We start from the raw sequence: 14,095 nt of genomic DNA on the forward strand, positions 1-14,095 counted from the left end.
CGGCCCGCAGGTCGGGTGGGTCGGGGCCTCGACCACGGTACCCGGCGAAGCTGTACGGACGGTACCTTGCCGTGACGTTCATGTGCCGTCGGCCGAACCGAGGGTCAGGGTCACGGATCGGCTCCGGCTCCCACGCCGCACGCCGAGCCGGAGTCTGTCGCCCGGCTCGTGCGCACGGATCCGGACGATGAGCTCCTCAGCGGTGTGCACCCGCTCCCCGTCCACCACCGTCACGATGTCGCCCGGCTCGATTCCCGCGGCCGCTCCAGGCCCGCCGGCCGCCACCGAAGGGCCGCCGTCGTTCGCCTTGGCGGCCACCCGCGCGCCGTCGCCCGCGTACCGCATGTCGAGTGTGGCACCGATCACCGGGTGGATCGCCCGGCCCTTGTTGATGAGCTGCTCGGCGACCCGCTTGGCCTGGTTGACGGGTATGGCGAAGCCCAGGCCGATGGAGCCGCTCTGACCGCCTTCCGGATCCGCGCTGTTGCCGGCGGCACGGATGGCGCTGTTGATGCCGATCACCCGGCCCCCGGTGTCGACCAGCGGGCCCCCGGAGTTGCCGGGGTTGATCGGCGCGTCCGTCTGCAGCGCGTCGACATAGCTGATGTCGCTGCCGTCACCCTTCTCGCCACCGGCGGTGATGGGGCGCTCCTTGGCGCTGATGATGCCGGATGTCACCGTGTTGGCGAGGTCGAAGGGGGCGCCGATGGCCACCACCGGATCTCCGACCCGGACGTTGTCGGAGTTGCCCAGCGGCATCGGCCTGAGCCCGGAGACGCCGGAGACCCTGACGACCGCCAGGTCGTAGCCGCTGTCCTTGCCGACCAGTTCGGCCCTGGCGCTCTGACCGCCGCTGAAGGTGACGGAGATGTCGCCTGTCGAGCCGGCCGGCTCGACCACATGGTTGTTGGTGAGGATGTGTCCCTCGCGGTCGAGGACGATGCCGGTGCCGGTGCCCTGCTCGTCGTTGCCCCGGACGTGCAGCGTCACCACACCGGGCAGCGCGCCGGCCGCGATTGCGGCGACGCTGCCGGGGGCGCGGTCCGGGCTCTCCCTGCCCGCCTGCGGCAGCCTGATGTCCGTGAACGAGCCGTTGCGTTCGACGTAGGCACCGACGCCGCCGCCGATCACACCGGTGACCAGCGCGAGGATGACCACCGCCAGACCGGCGCCCCGGCGGCGCCGCTTCGGGGCCGGCGCCGGCTGCGGCGGGTTCCAGGGGTCGTAGCGCATCCACTGCGACGGCTGCGGCACGGGCGGCCCGGGCGGCGACGGCTGCGCGGGGCCGGTGCGGGGAGACGGGACGGGAACGCCGCGGGCCGGGGCGGGCACGGGGCGCTGTACCGGTGGTGCGGGCGCCCAGGGACCGGGGCCGCCGTAGGGCGGGGTGCTGTAGGTGTCGGGTTCGTGCAGCGGCTGCCTGCGGAAGGCGGGCGCAGCGCCGGTGGCCGGCCCCACGGCGGAGCCTGAGCCGTCCGGCGCGGCCCCGGCTATGCCCTCAGGAACCGGCCGGAATCGCGGCGCAGGTGGGTCGTCCGGCGCCTGTGGGGCGTCCGGCAGCGGCTCGGACACCGGTCCGCCCAGCGGCTCGGGCACCGGTCCGGGCCGCGGCGCCGGCCCCGGGGAGTGTGGCGCCGGCCCTGGCCGCCTCGGTGCGGGGCTGCTCCACCAGGTGGCCCGCGGTCCGGTGGGTGTCCCGTCGTTCATGCTCTCCCGCACCTGCCCCTGCTCCGCGTGCCCGTGTGGAAGGCACCCCTGCAGGAATTCAACCAGGTCGGGCGGGAGCCTTCAGCGCTGTCGGGAAACCGGCAGACCCGCTGCGGAGGGAACGGCCAGCAGCACCGGCGCCGGGGTGGCCGCCGGACTCGGCTGCGTCGTCCGCGCGGTCGGCGTGGCCACGCCGGACGGACGGATGACCGGGGGCACTGGCACGGTGCTGAGCAGCGGTGTGGTGAGCGAGTAGAGCAGCGGCCGCACGGGCGGGGCGGTGGCGGCGGACACGGCGTGCCCCGCCGTGAACGTGGTCGGCGGAAGCAGCCGGCCCGGCGTCTGCCGGTATCCGTGCGTGGCGAAGACGCCGTCACCCTCGCCGCCGCGGCGGCGATCCGCTGCCGCGCTCGCGCCGACCGGCTCGGTGGTGCTGAGCGGGGTGACGTTGCTGCCGTTGCCCTCGGTACGCGCGGCGGGCTCGCCCGGGCCGTCGAGCGGCAGGGTGCCGCCCAGCGCGATCGCCGCCAGCGAGAAGGCACTGGCAGCCACGAAGGCGAACCGCCGCCCCCGCCAGGCCGTGCGCTCCTGGCCCGGCCGACCCACCGGGTGGATCCGGAATCCGGTGCCGGGACCGCCGTCAGGGACAGCAGCCCCGTGGGCGCCCGCGGGCAGATGACCGAAGGTGTCGAGCCGGGGGTCCGAGGACCGTCTGCCCGATGATCGGGCCTGGCCGAAGAACTCGTCGGCGAGACGTCCGCCGCCGAAGGGGCCGCCACGGCCGGAGTCGTCGCCGGGGCCGCCGGGCAGCCCCTGGAGGCGCGCCAGCAGTCCCTCGGAAGGAGGTGGCGGTGCGGTCTCGGCGAAAACGGATTTGAGCCGGCGCTGTGCGTCGGCCTCCGTCTTGCACCGGGGGCAGGTGGCGAGATGGGCGAGGACCCGCTCGCGGGCGTCGTGGTTCAGCTCACCGTCCACCAGGGCGGCCAGCCGGTCCCCGAGATGCTGCTCGGCAGGGGTGGGACTGGATCCACTCACGCGCTCCCATCCTCTCCGTCCAGGCCGGGGGTCACCCCGGCCAGCGCGCGCTGCTCGGCACGGCGGGCCTCGGGTGAACGGTGCTGAAGCGCCTTGCGCAGGTGGGAACGGCCGCGGTGGATCCTGCTGCGGACGGTGCCGAGCTTGACACCCAGCGTCGCGGCGATCTCCTCGTAGGACAGGCCCTCGATGTCGCAGAGCACCACGGCGGCGCGGAACTCGGGCGCCAGCGTGTCCAGTGCCTGCTGCACGTCGGCGTCGAAGTGGGTGTCGTGGAAGACCTGCTGGGGCGAGGGCTCACGGCTCGGCAGCCGCTCGGCCGCGTCGTCACCGAGCGCGTCGAAACGGATCCGCTGCTTGCGCCGGACCATGTCGAGGAAGAGATTGGTGGTGATGCGGTGCAGCCAGCCCTCGAAGGTGCCGGGCGTGTAGGTCGACAATGAGCGGAACACGCGGACGAAGACCTCCTGGGTGAGGTCCTCGGCGTCGTGCTGATTGCCGGTCAGACGGTAAGCGAGGCGGTATACCCGGCCGCTGTGCGTGCTGACGATTTCCTCCCACGAGGGCGGAGTCCACGTCTGCGCATCCGTGTCCGAGGCGAAGGTCGCGGTCTGTGCGGAGTCGGCAGCGATGGAGTGGTCAGCAATGTCGGTCACGGATTTCGGCTCACCCGCCGACCTGAGAAAGCGCCGCAGCACTCCTCCCCGATCCACAGGCGCAGCCGCACCTCCCCTGTCGGCTCTGGTGGTGTCCAGTGGAGCCCCTACCATAGCCACCTCGCCCGTTAGCTCCGGATAAGACTGATTGCCGGAATCCTCGTTCATGCGCATCCCCCTGCCCCCTTGTAACGCCCGGTCCCATCTGCGGGTTCCCGGGTGCAGCGGATACAGTCACGAGTGCGTCAACTACGGGGACAGGAGAGGGCCATTACCGCCAACCGGCAGACGAGCTGGGCGTTCGCCGACGCCTTTGTCGCCGAGGACGAGACCCTGCGCTGGGCCCGTGACAGGGCCCGCGATGCCGGGCTGCCCTCGGTCTCACCGGGCACCGGCGCTGCGCTGCGGCTGCTGGCCGCGGCCGCGGACGCCAAGGCGGTTGCGGAGATCGGTACGGGCACCGGCGTCTCCGGTATCTATCTGCTCCAGGGCATGCGGCCGGACGGCGTACTGACCACCGTCGATCCGGAGCCCGAGCGCCAGGGTTTCGCCCGCCAGGCCTTCCGCGCCGCGGGCTTCGCGAGCAACCGTTCCCGGTTCATCCCGGGCCGCGCCCTCGACGTACTCCCCCGTCTCGCGGACGGCGGATACGACCTCGTGTTCTGCGACGGCGACCCGCTGGAGTCGCTGGACGTGCTCGCCGAATCGTTGCGCCTGCTGCGCCCCGGCGGTGTCGTCTGCTTCGGGGGCGTCTTCGCGGACGGCCGTACGGTCGACTCCGCGTCCCAGCCCGCGGAGGTGCAGCATCTGCGCGAGCTGCTGCGTGCGGTGCGCGAGAGCCAGGAACTGCTGCCCTCGCTGCTGCCGGTGGGCGACGGGCTCCTCTGCGCCGTACGCCTGGGCGGCTGAGCGCTCCCGCGTTCTCCAGGCCGGCCGGGAGAACCGTCCGGAGAAACACCGCTGCCCCGGCCGGGGCCGGGGCAGCGGTGGAAATATGGGGGGCGCCGGTGTCAGCCGACGACCTTCTTCAGCGCGTCGCCGAGTGCATCGGCCTCGTCCGGAGTCAGCTCGACAACAAGTCGTCCGCCGCCTTCGAGCGGAACGCGCATGACGATGCCCCGCCCCTCCTTGGTCACCTCGAGCGGGCCGTCGCCCGTCCGCGGCTTCATGGCCGCCATGCTCGTTCCCCTTCCTGAAACCAGCTCATCGCAGCCGACAACCCAGGTGTCACCGGCATCGAACATATTGCTTCCCGGCCATTATCCCGCATCGCAGGACCCGATGACCAACATCGGTCTGCATCGCTTGCGCAACGTGCTTCCCCAAAACCACTCATTTCGGCGGTCCCCCTGCGATACTGCGCCGCCTCGCACACCATTGTCGACCAGCATTCTTTGACGCAGGTCACATGTTCGCCGTGATCGATCTCCGTCATGCTGAGCTGCGGACGACCAACCAGCCGCATCAGCAGCCGAAACAGCAGTGGAGGGCCCCATGGCGGACACCGTGCTCTACGAGGTGACCGACGGTCTCGCGACCGTCACCATCAACCGACCCGAGTCCATGAACGCGTTGAACATCGAGGCGAAGGCCGCTCTGCGCGACGCATTGCAGACCGCTGCCGCGGCCCCCGAAGTACGGGCTGTACTGCTCACCGCGGCCGGGCGCGCCTTCTGTGTCGGGCAGGACCTGAAGGAGCACATCGGACTGCTCTCGGCCGACCGCGCGGAGGGCAGCGGCGCCACCATGAGCACCGTGAAGGAGCACTACAACCCCATCGTGCGGGCCATCACCGAGATGCCCAAGCCGGTCGTCGCCGGGGTCAACGGGGTGGCGGCGGGCGCCGGACTCGGCTTCGCGCTCGCCGCCGACTACCGGGTGGTGGCCGACACCGCCACATTCACCACCTCCTTCGCGGGTGTCGCCCTGACCGCGGACTCGGGTGTCTCCTGGACGCTGCCCCGTCTGATCGGCCCCGGCCGCGCCGCCGACCTGCTCCTCTTCCCGCGCTCCTTCACCGCCCAGGAGGCGAGCGAGCTCGGTATCGCCAACAAGGTGGTGCCTGCCGCCGAGCTCGCCGCGCAGGCTCTCGCGGTGGCCCGGGCGCTCGCTGCGGGGCCCACCGTGGCGTATGCGGCGCTCAAGGAGTCGCTGGCCTACGGTGCGGACCACTCGCTTGCCGAGACCCTGGCGAAGGAGGACGAACTCCAGACCCGCGCGGGCGCGTCGGAGGACCATGTCATCGCGGTCGAGGCCTTCGTCAACAAGGTGAAGCCCACCTATCTGGGGCGCTGAGCCCGGCCTCCGGGCTTCCGCGGCTGCGCCCGCTGACCGAGCGGGCCGGCCCGCCGCACGAGCTTGCAGGAGACAGGCACGGCCGGTCTGCCGGGGTCAGTCCCGCGCGGCGCCGGACCGGGCCGTGCGCACCGTGCACTGCGCCAGATGATCGTCGACCAAACCGCAGGCCTGCATCAGGGCGTAGGCCGTGGTCGGGCCGACGAAGCGGATGCCGTGCTTCTTCAGATCCCTGGCCAGCGCGGTGGACTCCGCGGTGACCGCGGGGACATCGGCGAGGACACGGGGGGCCGGGCGGGTCGCCGGATCCGGTGCGTACGACCAGATCAGGGTGTCCAGTTCGCCGGCCTGCCAGCCGGCGAGCTCGCGGGCGTTGGCGAGCGTCGCGTCGATCTTGGCGCGGTTGCGGATGATCCCCGGGTCGGCGAGCAGCCGTTCCCTGTCCGCTTCGGTGAAGGCCGCCACCTCGGCGATCCGGAAACCGGCGAAGGCGGCACGGAACCCCTCGCGGCGGCGCAGGATCGTGATCCAGGACAGGCCGGACTGGAATGCTTCCAGGCAGAGCCGTTCGTACAGCGCGTCGTCGCCGCGGACCGGTCTGCCCCACTCGGTGTCGTGGTAGGCGAGATAGTCCTCGGTGGACACGCCCCACGGGCAGCGCAGCTTCCCGTCCGGCCCCGCCACCGCGTCCGAACTCACCGCCGCCGGTCCTCGTCCGCGACCGCGGCGGCCCGCGCACCGGCGAGCGCCGCCTCGAGCTCGGCGATCCTGGCGTCCCGCTCGGCGAGCTCGGCGCCCAGCCTGCTCAGTACGTCGTCCACATCGGCCATCCGGTAACCGCGCACCACCATCGGCAGCCGCAGCGCCTCGATGTCCGCCCGCGCCACCGGGCGGGCGGTGGGCAGCGGGTCGGTGGGCAGCTCGGGCGGCACGTCGGGCAGTACGGTGCCTTCGCCGTCACCGCCGATCACCGCGAGTGTCACCGCGGCGACCACCACGACCATCGCGATCAGCAAGAACCAGAACACGTGCGAACCTCTCCCCGGGTTTCGGAACGGTGCGGGTCCGATCGTGCCATGGGTCGCCGGCGTTGAGGACCGGCCGGTACGGCGCCGGCGGAAATAGGCCGAGCCGCCCGGCGGGTGCCGGTGGGTCTAAGGTCGCAGGCGACCCAGAGCCTCAGGAGGATACGGCGAAATGTTGCGGTTGGGACGGCGCGAGTTCGACGCGCACGAACCGGTGATCATGGCGATCGTGAACCGGACCCCGGACTCCTTCTACGACCAGGGAGCCACTTTCCGCGACGAGCCCGCGCTGGCACGCGTGGAGCAGGCGGTGTCCGAGGGCGCCGCCATCATCGACATCGGCGGGGTCAAGGCGGGCCCGGGCGAGGACGTGACGGCCGAGGAGGAGGCGCGGCGCACGGTCGGCTTCGTCGCCGAGGTGCGGCGGCGCCACCCCGATGTGGTGATCAGCGTCGACACCTGGCGCCACGATGTGGGCGAGGCCGTCTGCGAGGCGGGCGCCGATCTGCTCAACGACGCCTGGGGCGGGGTGGACCCGAAGCTGGCGGAGGTGGCCGCGCGGTGCGGTGCCGGTCTGGTCTGCACCCACGCGGGGGGCGCGGAGCCGCGCACCCGGCCGCACCGGGTCGAGTACGAGGACGTCATGGCCGACATCCTGCGGGTGACGGTCTCGCTCGCCGAGCGGGCGGTCTCGCTGGGCGTACGGCGCGACGGCATCATGATCGACCCCGGTCATGACTTCGGGAAGAACACCAGACACTCGCTCGAGGCCACCCGCCGTCTCGGCGAGATGACGGAGACGGGATGGCCCGTGCTGGTCTCCCTCTCCAACAAGGACTTCGTGGGCGAGACCCTGGACAGGCCGGTGAAGGAGCGGGTGCTGGGGACCCTGGCGACGACCGCGGTCTCGGCGTGGCTGGGGGCGAGGGTGTACCGGGTGCACGAGGTCGCCGAGACACGGCAGGTGCTGGACATGGTGGCGACGATTGCCGGACACCGGCCACCGGCGGTGGCCCGGCGGGGGCTGGCGTAGCGGCGTCCCGCCGCCGGAGCGCCGCTACGCCCCGCCGGTGACCGGCGGGGCGTAGCGGCGGACCTCCCGGAGTCCGGTCAGCCCTCGAGTCCGGTCTCCTTCGTCACGAGGTCCACTGCCTCTTCCACGTCATCCGTGACATGGAAGAGCAGCAGATCGTGCTCCGATGCCTTCCCCTCGGCCACCACCGTCCCCCGCAGCCAGTCCACGAGCCCGCTCCAGTACGCCGTGCCGAACAGGACGATCGGGAACTTGGTGACCTTCCGGGTCTGCACCAGCGTCAGCGCCTCGAACAGCTCGTCCAGGGTGCCGAGGCCGCCAGGCAGGACCACGAAACCCTGGGCGTACTTCACGAACATCGTCTTGCGGACGAAGAAATAACGGAAGTTCACACCGATGTCGACATGCGGGTTGAGTCCCTGCTCGAAGGGCAGCTCGATGCCCAGGCCGACCGAGATCCCGTTGGCCTCCCTGGCACCACGGTTCGCGGCTTCCATCGCGCCGGGCCCGCCGCCGGTGATCACTGCGAAGCCCGCGTTCACCAGGGCGCGGCCGATACGTACACCGGCGTCGTAGTCCGGCGATCCGGGCCGGGTACGGGCCGAACCGAAGACGCTGATGGCGCTGGGCAGTTCGGCCAGCGCACCGAAGCCTTCCACGAACTCCGACTGGATCCGCATGACCCGCCAGGGGTCCGTGTGCACCCAGTCCGTGCCGTCCTCGGTGGTGTCGAGCAGCCGCTGGTCGGTGGTGCCGGACTGGACCTGGTCCCGGCGGCGCACCACCGGGCCGAGCCGCTGTTCCTCCGGCGCCGGTGCTCCCTCAGGGTTGCCCATGTTGTGCTCCCTCCGCTGTGCGTGTCCCGCCAGCCTAGGTCGGCACGTGTGACGAATGGGGAAATTCAGGCCGTCAGCCAGGCGCGAAGTCGTTCCTCGGCGTGTGTGATCTTCGTGATCTCGACCCGCTCGTCCCGTTTGTGCGCGAGCAGCGGGTTACCGGGGCCGTAGTTCACCGCGGGCACGCCCAGCGCGCTGAAGCGCGACACGTCCGTCCAGCCGAACTTCGGTCTGGCGACGCCGCCCACCGCCTCCATGAAAGCGGCGGCCGCGGGATGCGAGAGGCCGGGCAGAGCGCCGCCGGTGTGGTCGTCCACGATGAACTCGTCGACGTCGCAGTCCGCGAAGAACTCCCTGACGTACGCGAGGGCCTGCTCCTCACTGCGGTCAGGCGCGTAACGGAAGTTCACGACCACCGTGCAGGCGTCGGGGATGACGTTGTTCGCGACGCCCGCCTCGATCCGTACGGCGTTGAGGCCCTCGTGGAACTCCAGGCCGTCGATCACCGGCCGGCGCGGCTCGTACGCAGCCAGTTTCGCCAGGATCGGCGCTGCCGTGTGGATCGCGTTGGACCCCATCCAGCCGCGTGCCGAGTGTGCCCGCTCACCCTTGGTGCGCAGCAGTACCCGCAGGGTCCCCTGGCAGCCGCCCTCGACCTCCCCGTCGGAGGATTCGAGGAGTACGGCGAAGTCGGCGACCAGCCAGTCGGGGCGGGCCTCCGCGACGTGCTTGAGGCCGTTGAGCTCCGCAGCGACCTCTTCGTTGTCGTAGAAGACGAAGGTGAGGTCCCGGTTCGGCTCGGGGAGTGTCGCCGCGATACGCAGCTGCACCGCCACACCGGACTTCATGTCGCAGCTGCCGCAGCCCCAGAGCACCCCGTCCTCGTCGAGCCGGGACGGCACGTTGTCCGCGATCGGCACGGTGTCCAGGTGTCCGGCCAGCACGACACGCTCGGCGCGCCCCAGATTCGTACGGGCGACGACGTTGTTGCCGAAGCGGTCGACGGTCAGATGCGGCAGCGCGCGAAGCGCCTCCTCGACCGCGTCCGCGAGGGGCTTCTCGGTACCGCTCACGGACGGGAAATCCACCAGCTGGGCGGTCAGGGCCGGGCCGTCGAGTGTGAGGTCAAGCGGGGTGCGGGACATGGCTCAGACCCTAACGCAGCCTCCAGTACGGTGGCCTCGTGTCCCAGCCCAGCACCGCACCCCGCCGTGGCCGCGCCCTCCGTATCGCGGCGGCTGTCGTCGTCCTGCTCGCGCTGGCTGGTTATGTGATCGCGCAGTACGTCACGGGGGGCGGCGGCGCACCGCACTGCACCGCGGGCTCCAGGGGCGGCGACACCTATGACCTCAGCCCCGAACAGGCCGTCAACGCCGCGACCATCTCCGCGGTCGGTACGGCGCGGGGGATGCCGGAGCGTGCGGTCACCATCGCACTGGCCACCGCGCTCCAGGAGTCCGGGCTGCGCAATCTCGACCACGGTGACCGCGACTCGCTCGGGCTGTTCCAGCAACGGCCCTCGCAGGGCTGGGGCAATGCCGAGCAGATCCAGGATCCGGTCTACGCGGCCGGGAAGTTCTATCAGCACCTCAGCCTGGTACCGGGCTACACCCGGCTTCCGCTGACCGTCGCCGCGCAGCGGGTGCAGCACAGCGCCTTCCCCGACGCGTACGCGAAACACGAACCGGACGCCACGCTGCTGGCCTCGGCCCTGACCGGCCGGGTGGCCGCCTCGTTCACCTGTTCGGGAGCGCAGAGCACGATGGCCGGCGATCCGGCGAAGGTCCGGTCCCAGTTGGTGCGGGCCTTCGGTTCGGGGGCAGCACCCACGGGCCGGTCCGCGGGGCGGTCGGATCTGACGGTGCCGGTGGCCAGGGCCGGAGACGCGGCAGCCGGCACGAAGCCCGCCGGGGGCCCGGCCGGGCGGCGCGGCTGGGAACTCGCGCACTGGGCGGTGGCCAACTCGGCCGCCCTCCGTATCGAGCGGGTCGCCTATGCGGGCCGGGAGTGGACCGCGGGCGCCGACGGGAACTCCTGGAGCAGGCCCTCTCCGAAGTCTGCGGGCCCGGCGGCGCAGGGCACGGGCGACGTCCGCATCGAACTGGTGAAGTAGCGACGGAACGGCCCCGTCACGCCTTCCGCACACCCGCACGACCGATCACTCGGAAGCATCACCCGAGGCAGGTCCGGAGTGGTCTCCCGCTGCCCTGCTCGGAGGTCGGCTCATGATCCGGAATCACCATGGGCGACAAGGGAAGTGACGATTCATCAAGTACATCGGCGCGACATCATTTGTCCGTTTTTATCCGAAGCCGATTATGCGACCCATTAAAAAGTCTTTACCTCTGGTCACCGCAACTTCCCCCTCCCCTCGAGCGGTTGTCACTGCGTCCGAACGCCGGACATTCACCGTCCCCTCCCGCTCAAGGAGCACCATGTCCCTCTCCCTGACCCGTCGGATCGCCCGTGCCGCGCTGCTCATCGCGGCGGGTGCAGCCCCCGTGGTCGGTGCGGCCGGCGCGGCCGGCGCCGCGACACTCCCGGCGACGCCGAACCTGGGCGGCATGACCGCGCTCGACAGCGCCGGCCTGGGTGCGGTCGGCGGCACCGCCCACCAGGCCACCGGTCTGACCGGCGGCGCCACCGCCGGCGCCAAGACCGTCAAGAAGGCCGTCCCGACCGCCTCGGGTGCCGTCGCGAAGGTCGGCAGGACCGCCACCCCCCTCGGCGGGGCCGGCCTGCCCACCGACCAGCTGCCGGTGAAGAACCTGCCGCTGGGCAAGTGACCGCGCAGAGCCTGGCGCCGGGCCGGTAGCGGCTCGCTCCACACGACAGGGCCCCGGAGAGCATCCGCTCTCCGGGGCCCTGTCGTACCGGGTCAGGGGCCTACTGGCCCAGCCGCTTCACCGCCGCCGCCACCCGCTCGTCCGTGGCCGTCAGGGCCACGCGCACGAACCGCTCGCCGGCCGGGCCGTAGAAGTCACCAGGGGCCACCAGGATGCCCAGCTCGGCCAGGTGGGCCACGGTCTGCCAGCAGGGCTCGTCGCGGGTGGCCCACAGGTAGAGGCTGGCCTCGCTGTGCTCGATCCGGAAGCCGTGCGCCTCCAGCGCCGCACGGAGTGCCGTCCGCCGGGCCGCGTACCGCGCCCGCTGCTCCTGGACATGGACGTCGTCCCCGAGCGCGGCGACCACCGCCGCCTGCACCGGCGCGGCCGTCATCATCCCGCCGTGCTTGCGGATCCGCAGCAGTTCGCCCAGCACTTCGGCGTCACCCGCCAGGAAAGCGGCACGGTATCCGGCCAGGTTCGACCGCTTGGACAGCGAGTGCACGGAGATCAGGCCTTCGAACGAACCGCCGCAGACCGCCGGGTGCAGCACCGAGACCGGCTCCGCCTCCCAGCCGAGCTCCAGATAACACTCGTCGCTGGCGACGAGCACGTGGTGCTCGCGGGCCCAGCGCACGATACGGGCCAGCTCCTCCCGGGAGAGGACCCGGCCGGTCGGGTTCGACGGCGAATTGAGCCACAGCAGCTTCAGCCCCGCGGGGTCGAGCTCCGTCGGATCGTCGTACTCCACCGGCTCGGCGCCGCAGAGCCGCGCACCGACCTCGTACGTCGGGTAGGCGAGCCGGGGGTAGGCCACCCGGTCACCGGCGCCGAGACCGAGCTGGGTGGGCAGCCAGGCCACGAGTTCCTTCGAGCCGACGACCGGCAGCACATGGGTGTGCGCGACATCGCGCGCACCGAGCCGCCGCTCGCACCAGGAGGTGAGGGCGTCCCGCAGCGCGGGCGTCCCCCACACGGTCGGATAGCCCGGCGAGTCCGCGGCGTCGATCAGCGCGTTCCGGACGACCGCGGGAACCGGGTCCACCGGCGTGCCGACGGAGAGATCCACGATGCCGTCCGGATGGGCGGCGGCGGTCGCCTTGTACGGCTCGAGCTTGTCCCAGGGGAAGACGGGAAGACGCGATGAGACTGCGGACACAGAGCTTCACTTTCTCGTACGGACGTGCGCTGCGCGGGAAACACCGCGGCCCCGTACGGCAGCATCGCCGTACGGGACCGGGAGCGTTACGGGGTCAGCCGTTCTGCGGAGGCAGCGCCGCGATGAAGGGGTGGTCACGCTCGATGAGACCGAGCTTGGAGGCGCCACCGGGCGAACCGAGTTCGTCGAAGAACTCGACGTTCGCCTTGTAGTAGTCCTTCCATTCATCCGGGGTGTCGTCCTCGTAGAAGATCGCCTCCACCGGGCACACCGGCTCACAGGCACCACAGTCGACGCATTCGTCCGGGTGGATGTACAAGGACCTGGAGCCCTCGTAGATGCAGTCGACGGGGCACTCCTCGATGCACGCCTTGTCCTTGACGTCGACACAAGGCTGCGCGATGACGTAAGTCACGCTGTCGTTCCTCCTCGGTAGGGCTGCTCTGCGCGGGAGCGCGGCGTCGTCGATGCCCACACCTAGTATCTCCGTTCCTGGGCACGATCCGAACAGGAGGGGCGGAGAGAGCTGTGGAATTCACCACCGGCGGACAACTCGAGGTCCGAATTACACCCCATGACGTGGGCAAACGGGTATCAGTCCGGCAGCTCACGGGGGAGAGCACCGCGGGGGGAAAGTTCACCGACACGGTCGGGGTTCTCACATCCTGGAACGACGGTGTGCTGTCCATCACACGGCGGTCGGGCGTGTCGGTGCGGATCGAGGAATCGGTACTGGTCGCGGGCCGGGTCGTGCCCGCCGCACCGGCCAGGCGGCGCGGCCCGGCGGCCACTTTCGCCGAGCTGGCACGGGCCGGAGCGCGTGCCTGGCAGCCGGTGGAGTGCGAGTACCTGGGCGACTGGCAGCTGAGGGCCGCGGCGGGCTTCACCCGGCGCGCCAATTCGGTGCTCCCGCTGGGCGACCCCGGGTGCCCGCTGGACGAGGCGCTCGACCGGGTCCGCGCGTGGTACGCGGCCCGGAACCTGCCTGCGTACATGCAGCTGGCCACCGGCCACGAGGGCACCCAGGAGGCGCTGGCAGCCGAGTTGGAGCGGCGGGACTGGACGCGTGAGGTGACCGCGCTGATCAGGACCGGTGCGCTCGCCCCGATCGGGGATCTCGACGTGGACGTCTCCCGGGTCACGCTGTCCCGTTCCTTCGACGACGCCTGGCTGTCCCGGTACGGGCGCTTCAGCGCCCCGGGCCCCGAGGTGACGAAGGTCATCGCCAGCGGCCCTTCCACCTGGTTCGCCTCGGTCGCCGGGGGGCGGGAGACCACCGCCGCGATCGGCCGCTGTGTGGTCGACGGGCGGTGGGCCGGCTTCATGGCGATCGAGGTGGATCCCGCGGCCCGCCGTCAGGGGCTGGCCACCGCCGTGATGACGGCGCTCGCCCGCAGGGCGCTCGGCGAGGGCGCATCCGCCGCCTGGCTCCAGGTCGAGGAGGAGAATGCGGGGGCCCGCACCCTCTACGACGGTATGGGCTTCGAGACCCACCACAGCTATCACCACTTCCGATCCGCCTGA

16 protein-coding genes are annotated in these 14,095 nt (G+C 71.4%); 6 read left to right on the forward strand and 10 right to left on the reverse strand.

Annotation, left to right across the window (positions count from 1 at the left end):
* Positions 1-78 precede the first annotated feature (78 nt).
* The 3 genes from OHS16_RS10240 to sigE form a co-directional block, all read right to left on the reverse strand.
* Positions 79-1,707: a S1C family serine protease gene (locus OHS16_RS10240; protein ID WP_328536866.1), complete on the reverse strand. Its 1,629-nt coding sequence runs from the start codon at positions 1,705-1,707 to the stop codon at positions 79-81.
* An 81-nt stretch (positions 1,708-1,788) separates the two neighbouring features.
* Positions 1,789-2,742 (reverse strand): anti-sigma factor family protein, encoded by a 954-nt coding sequence (locus OHS16_RS10245; RefSeq protein WP_328536867.1) that lies wholly within the window; start codon positions 2,740-2,742, stop codon positions 1,789-1,791.
* Complete coding sequence (sigE, locus tag OHS16_RS10250; protein ID WP_328536868.1) at positions 2,739-3,512, reverse strand: RNA polymerase sigma factor SigE; 774 nt, start codon at positions 3,510-3,512, stop codon at positions 2,739-2,741. The genes OHS16_RS10245 and sigE overlap by 4 nt, the downstream gene beginning before the upstream one ends.
* A 126-nt stretch (positions 3,513-3,638) precedes the next feature.
* On the opposite strand from sigE, the gene OHS16_RS10255 reads away from it, so the two are divergent.
* Complete coding sequence (locus tag OHS16_RS10255; protein WP_328536869.1) at positions 3,639-4,307, forward strand: O-methyltransferase; 669 nt, start codon at positions 3,639-3,641, stop codon at positions 4,305-4,307.
* Between the two features lie 101 nt (positions 4,308-4,408).
* Here OHS16_RS10255 and OHS16_RS10260 read toward each other — a convergent pair whose 3' ends face one another.
* The gene (locus OHS16_RS10260; protein ID WP_003966491.1) at positions 4,409-4,576 is read right to left on the reverse strand and encodes a DUF3117 domain-containing protein; all 168 of its coding nucleotides are present in this window, start codon (positions 4,574-4,576) and stop codon (positions 4,409-4,411) included.
* A 316-nt stretch (positions 4,577-4,892) separates the two neighbouring features.
* Between OHS16_RS10260 and OHS16_RS10265 the strand changes: the two genes are divergently transcribed.
* A complete protein-coding gene (locus OHS16_RS10265) occupies positions 4,893-5,693 on the forward strand; it encodes an enoyl-CoA hydratase/isomerase family protein (RefSeq protein WP_328536870.1) in 801 nt (266 codons plus the stop codon).
* Between the two features lie 96 nt (positions 5,694-5,789).
* Here OHS16_RS10265 and OHS16_RS10270 read toward each other — a convergent pair whose 3' ends face one another.
* Together OHS16_RS10270 and OHS16_RS10275 are read right to left on the reverse strand one after the other, a co-directional pair.
* Positions 5,790-6,392, reverse strand: coding sequence for a DNA-3-methyladenine glycosylase I (locus tag OHS16_RS10270; protein ID WP_328536871.1), 603 nt, complete (start codon positions 6,390-6,392; stop codon positions 5,790-5,792).
* Complete coding sequence (locus OHS16_RS10275; protein ID WP_328536872.1) at positions 6,389-6,721, reverse strand: DivIVA domain-containing protein; 333 nt, start codon at positions 6,719-6,721, stop codon at positions 6,389-6,391. Before OHS16_RS10275 ends, OHS16_RS10270 begins: the two co-directional genes overlap by 4 nt.
* Positions 6,722-6,890: 169 nt before the next feature.
* Between OHS16_RS10275 and folP the strand changes: the two genes are divergently transcribed.
* The gene (gene folP, locus OHS16_RS10280; protein ID WP_328536873.1) at positions 6,891-7,751 is read left to right on the forward strand and encodes a dihydropteroate synthase; all 861 of its coding nucleotides are present in this window, start codon (positions 6,891-6,893) and stop codon (positions 7,749-7,751) included.
* A gap of 77 nt (positions 7,752-7,828) precedes the next feature.
* Here folP and OHS16_RS10285 read toward each other — a convergent pair whose 3' ends face one another.
* Positions 7,829-8,587, reverse strand: coding sequence for a TIGR00730 family Rossman fold protein (locus OHS16_RS10285; protein ID WP_328536874.1), 759 nt, complete (start codon positions 8,585-8,587; stop codon positions 7,829-7,831).
* A 65-nt stretch (positions 8,588-8,652) separates the two neighbouring features.
* Positions 8,653-9,732, reverse strand: a complete 1,080-nt coding sequence (gene dapE / locus OHS16_RS10290) for a succinyl-diaminopimelate desuccinylase (RefSeq protein WP_328536875.1) — start codon at positions 9,730-9,732, stop codon at positions 8,653-8,655.
* Between the two features lie 38 nt (positions 9,733-9,770).
* On the opposite strand from dapE, the gene OHS16_RS10295 reads away from it, so the two are divergent.
* Together OHS16_RS10295 and OHS16_RS10300 are read left to right on the forward strand one after the other, a co-directional pair.
* Positions 9,771-10,700 (forward strand): heavy metal transporter, encoded by a 930-nt coding sequence (locus OHS16_RS10295; protein ID WP_328536876.1) that lies wholly within the window; start codon positions 9,771-9,773, stop codon positions 10,698-10,700.
* Positions 10,701-11,022: 322 nt separating this feature from the next.
* Complete coding sequence (locus OHS16_RS10300) at positions 11,023-11,373, forward strand: ATP-binding protein (protein ID WP_328536877.1); 351 nt, start codon at positions 11,023-11,025, stop codon at positions 11,371-11,373.
* A 100-nt stretch (positions 11,374-11,473) separates the two neighbouring features.
* Here the strand turns inward: OHS16_RS10300 and dapC are convergent, their stop codons facing one another.
* Together dapC and fdxA are read right to left on the reverse strand one after the other, a co-directional pair.
* Complete coding sequence (gene dapC, locus OHS16_RS10305; RefSeq protein WP_328536878.1) at positions 11,474-12,571, reverse strand: succinyldiaminopimelate transaminase; 1,098 nt, start codon at positions 12,569-12,571, stop codon at positions 11,474-11,476.
* 94 nt (positions 12,572-12,665) lie between these two features.
* A complete protein-coding gene (gene fdxA, locus OHS16_RS10310) occupies positions 12,666-12,986 on the reverse strand; it encodes a ferredoxin (protein ID WP_018845645.1) in 321 nt (106 codons plus the stop codon).
* Positions 12,987-13,099: 113 nt separating this feature from the next.
* Here fdxA and OHS16_RS10315 point away from each other — a divergent pair, with 113 nt between their 5' ends.
* A complete protein-coding gene (locus tag OHS16_RS10315) occupies positions 13,100-14,095 on the forward strand; it encodes a GNAT family N-acetyltransferase (protein ID WP_328536879.1) in 996 nt (331 codons plus the stop codon).

Source organism: Streptomyces sp. NBC_00344, from assembly GCF_036088315.1.
In the GTDB taxonomy this organism is placed as follows: domain Bacteria; phylum Actinomycetota; class Actinomycetes; order Streptomycetales; family Streptomycetaceae; genus Streptomyces.

Bases quoted from the DNA above. Each gene is read 5' to 3' on its own strand.
- OHS16_RS10285 (WP_328536874.1), bottom strand. From the start codon at position 8,587: ATGGGCAACCCTGAGGGAGCACCGGCGCCGGAGGAACAGCGGCTCGGC.
- OHS16_RS10260 (WP_003966491.1), bottom strand. From the start codon at position 4,576: ATGGCGGCCATGAAGCCGCGGACGGGCGACGGCCCGCTCGAGGTGACC.
- OHS16_RS10240 (WP_328536866.1), bottom strand. From the start codon at position 1,707: ATGAACGACGGGACACCCACCGGACCGCGGGCCACCTGGTGGAGCAGC.
- sigE (WP_328536868.1), bottom strand. From the start codon at position 3,512: ATGGTAGGGGCTCCACTGGACACCACCAGAGCCGACAGGGGAGGTGCG.
- OHS16_RS10265 (WP_328536870.1), top strand. From the start codon at position 4,893: ATGGCGGACACCGTGCTCTACGAGGTGACCGACGGTCTCGCGACCGTC.
- OHS16_RS10300 (WP_328536877.1), top strand. From the start codon at position 11,023: ATGTCCCTCTCCCTGACCCGTCGGATCGCCCGTGCCGCGCTGCTCATC.
- dapE (WP_328536875.1), bottom strand. From the start codon at position 9,732: ATGTCCCGCACCCCGCTTGACCTCACACTCGACGGCCCGGCCCTGACC.
- folP (WP_328536873.1), top strand. From the start codon at position 6,891: ATGTTGCGGTTGGGACGGCGCGAGTTCGACGCGCACGAACCGGTGATC.